The organism is Dyella sp. (assembly GCF_035486915.1).
GTDB lineage: Bacteria > Pseudomonadota > Gammaproteobacteria > Xanthomonadales > Rhodanobacteraceae > Dyella_B.
Genome location: NZ_DATHMR010000083.1, coordinates 1 through 3663 on the forward strand (window position 1 = coordinate 1; position 3663 = coordinate 3663).

Sequence of the window (3663 nt, forward strand, 5' to 3'; positions counted from 1 at the left end):
TCCCTCCACGCGGTGATGGATGAAAACGGACGAATCGTGCGGTGGATGTAAGCCCCCTCCTCCATGACGACGATCGGCGGTGCCCGCGAGGATTTGAGCACGATGACGTCGCGCATGCGCTTTAGATCCGCAAAGAACGAAGCATGCTGTGCATAGACCAGCGCTAACGGCTCCGGAATGGCGTAGAGAGCGACAATTTCCTCGGCCGTCCGCACCGAAGCTTTCCTTAGAACCATGTCACCAAAACTCTCAGGGAGTTCGCATCGTGGCTTGGACTCATCCTCTGCTGGATGCACCTGAGACCATAAGAACCTAATGACCTTCTGGATGGAGTCGAAGACGCTACGGCATTGGATGGCCATGTAGTCGATTTCGGTGATCACCATTCGCGTCGCCTGACCTCCCGCCACGTTTTGGTGAGCTATCACTCTATCGACCTTGACCATGGAGCTTGCCAAGTTATAGATGTCATCGCATATCCCCACGAAGGGGCGCCGTATTTTTTCAAAGGATGCGTGTTGTGCGATCAGATCAAGCGCTCGCAGGTGCAGATCGTACGGTTGTGCGGCGACGTCCCCAAAGTAAAGACCTTCGGCAGAAAATTCGACCTCAAGAGGGATCAATTGCCCATCATCTGGAAACCAAAGCTGCCACACACCGCTTGTGTAAAAGGTCCCGGTGCAAAGCACGCGACTGGAGAGGGCCTTCACATTGATAGGCGTTATGGCACTTAAACCTTCGATGGAAACTCGGTCTTTCACCATGCGCCCTTACGCCTGATTCGCGGCGCGTTCTATGGACACCAACGCTACAGCTGCGACCTCTTCTTTTTTCGCGTATTCGCCTGCCATACGTACCCCGTTGCTTTAGCCCGATTTGGCGATCAGTTCGCGCTGATAATACGCGCCAAACGGATAGTCGCGCAGGCGAACCCACCTGCCATCTCGGGACACCAGCAACGTTAGCTCGTTGCACGAGGTCACAATGTTCCCTCGCTGCACTAGTCGTGTCGATGCCAAGTTGCCGATACGCTTGACGTCCTCACTCGGAAGCTTCCGGCCAACCGTTACATGGGGCTTGAACGTGTGGTCATCGGCTCTGGCTGGATAGCGTTCCGCGATCCGCTTCGCCAATGCTTCGATGGGACCCGCAGGCTCGGGTTCCAGGTAGGTAACACGCGGGAACTCCGCGACCTTTGCAAGAGTAACCACGATGGTAGGAGAAGATGCGCAAATGGAGGCTATGCAATCATGATCCACAGAGGTAATGCGATTGGCGGATAGCCAGTCGAAACGAATCGTTATATGCGCACCCAGGCCTCGCCGTGTCGATGGGTCGTATTGATCGCGCAAGTCACCAATCACGACGTCGGCATCCGGCAACAGAAGCGCCAATAGCGTCAGTGACTGTGCCGGACTCCCGCTAATCATCGATGATGGCCCCTTGCTCGTGCTCGAACTTTCGGTAACTCGCTTCAATTTGCGCCGCGTAGCACATGGGCCAAATATGCCACACCGCGCCATCCCGGGCGGTGAAACAGAAAAACGGTGCCCGGTTGACTTATTGGCTTATCACATGAAGCCAGGAAACCAACTTGGTACCGTTTTAGTTATGAAAATCGAACCCGCCCCGTCTTCCCTCAAGGGTTCGGGCTAACTCGTCTCCTACGGGAAAGTGCTGGTCGCTAAGAGGATCACTGTTGAATTCGATTTCTAGAACGAAATTCACAATCAGCACTCCTCGTTGGTAAAGCTTCTAATTCCAAACGATTCGACGTGACAATGCTCCACCATTGCGCCGAAGTCCGGAGGTTGAACCACGCTCAGAGAGAAAACGCACTCATTTGACGCCACGTTGCAGTCGCGTTTTCCAGTATCCGAATAAGGTGGGGTGATACCACTGTTGCGACGGCCCTTCGCTGACACGAGGGGTAAGACGGCCAGCGATGACATCGCGCAACGCGGCTCTCATCAATGGCAGCCCCTGCACCAGTTGCAGGATCGGGTAAGTGGCAAAGTTGTCGTCCGCTTCGGGCGTGATCAACGCCTGATACAGAATGCCGCCAGTGTCGACACCTGCATCCACCAAATGGACAGTGACGCCGCAGTGCGCGCGGTCATCGTTGATCAGCGCCCAATAGCCACCGTGCACGCCGCGATAGGCCGGTGTAATACCCATGTGTGTGTTGACGAAAGGTGCATTCACCGTAGTCAACAATTTCTTCGACAGGATGCGTGTGCCGTTCACCACCACTGCTTGGGGCGCAAGCTTCCGCAGACGACTCGCTACGCCGCTCGCGTTGGCGCTGGATACATGCGTGATCGCCTGCGCGGGAATCGGCGCGTCCGATAGCCCATGACGATGCAGCAGCTGTTCGATGCGCGAATGGGAGCTGTTGCCCAGCAACCGGCTGTACAAGATAAAGCCCAATTGCCCCAATGTTTGAGCCATACCGAGCTTGCGTGCGCGATGGCGCAGCATTTTGAGCGCCGAAGGTTTGCGCTCGATGATGACCTCGACGATGTCGAATTCCTCGCGAAGAGCGTGATACATCACCCGTGTGGATAATCCATCGCCCGCGAGCAGCACAATCCGCGCCTTAGCCGACATGCATGCGTTCCAGCACAACCGCCACCTCACCCATATTGCACGATTGCATTCCGTAGCGCTGATTGAGTTGGTCGTAATAGGCCAGAATGTTTTGCAGGAAGGCAAGATTGTGTTTCACGTCGGCGCCGAAGTTGTGCGGATGCCACCATAAGTGGAACAACCGATTGCCGATTGCAGCGTCGCGCATGGCGCGCTTGATGCGGCGCAGTCGCAGACTGTCCAGCGATGCGAGTGAGTGCGAATACGGGCGCAGGAATCGGCTGGCCGGAATGTTGAATGGACGTTTGCGCGCACATTCCTCCAGACTGTAAGTGTTGTATCCACTGAGATTGATGTAGGCGTCGAGCAAACGCAAAGCGCGCACCAGTGCGCTCTGCCCCTGTTTGTTCCTCGGCTTATAGAACGACGCGTTTTCATTTCCTCGATAGCTGGCGATGCGAAGTTCGTCGAGCACAGGCAGGTAGGCCGGGTTTCCCTGATTGCGCGGGAATACCAAACTGGTGATCGGAATACCTCTGGCCTCTGCAACCTCCATCGCAGCTTGCAAGTCTGCGCGGAATGACTCGATAGTTTGCCCCTCTTCCAGGCAGTAGTAGTGCGAGAAGGTATGTGTGCCGATCTCCTGCCCGGCACAACTGCGGATCAGTTCGATGGTGTCCGGCGCAAAGTGGTAGACGTCATCGTCGCCCCATGTGTGTTCGTCAATGTAGCGATAGGACGAAAGCTGATGGCGACGATAGTCGGGCAGCACGCGAGGCAGATGCTTTCGCAACTCATCAATATCCTTGAAGAACAGGAAGCCGATGGTGGCCCACGTGGCGTGGACGTCGTGTGCCTGGAACAGATCGAGGATGCCGCGGATAGCGTCGCGTTCGCCATGCAGATTGGCTTCGTAGTCACTGAAGCTGCGGCTATCGCGCACACCCCAGTACAACTCGAGATCCAGCGAGATAGTGAATATGCCCGGCATATATCAGCCACACCTCGTCAGTCAGAACGTCGACTCCTAAAGCAGGTCGACTCCTAAAACATCGGGTATCGACGCACCATCGA

The 3663-nt window shown here is 55.7% G+C and carries 4 protein-coding genes; all 4 read right to left on the reverse strand.

Annotation, left to right across the window (positions count from 1 at the left end; translation table 11 throughout):
* Window positions 1-764, reverse strand: a 764-nt coding sequence (locus tag VK725_RS06775) for a hypothetical protein (RefSeq protein WP_325317297.1), incomplete at its 3' end; no start/stop codon positions are given.
* Between the two features lie 102 nt (window positions 765-866).
* Window positions 867-1430, reverse strand: a complete 564-nt coding sequence (locus VK725_RS06780; protein ID WP_325317298.1) for a 2'-5' RNA ligase family protein — start codon at window positions 1428-1430, stop codon at window positions 867-869.
* A gap of 409 nt (window positions 1431-1839) precedes the next feature.
* Window positions 1840-2610: a formyl transferase gene (locus VK725_RS06785; protein ID WP_325317299.1), complete on the reverse strand. Its 771-nt coding sequence runs from the start codon at window positions 2608-2610 to the stop codon at window positions 1840-1842.
* Window positions 2600-3580 (reverse strand): hypothetical protein, encoded by a 981-nt coding sequence (locus tag VK725_RS06790; RefSeq protein WP_325317300.1) that lies wholly within the window; start codon window positions 3578-3580, stop codon window positions 2600-2602. Before VK725_RS06790 ends, VK725_RS06785 begins: the two co-directional genes overlap by 11 nt.
* Window positions 3581-3663 lie beyond the last annotated feature (83 nt).

Bases quoted from the DNA above. Each gene is read 5' to 3' on its own strand.
- VK725_RS06780 (WP_325317298.1), bottom strand. From the start codon at position 1,430: ATGATTAGCGGGAGTCCGGCACAGTCACTGACGCTATTGGCGCTTCTG.
- VK725_RS06790 (WP_325317300.1), bottom strand. From the start codon at position 3,580: ATGCCGGGCATATTCACTATCTCGCTGGATCTCGAGTTGTACTGGGGT.
- VK725_RS06785 (WP_325317299.1), bottom strand. From the start codon at position 2,610: ATGTCGGCTAAGGCGCGGATTGTGCTGCTCGCGGGCGATGGATTATCC.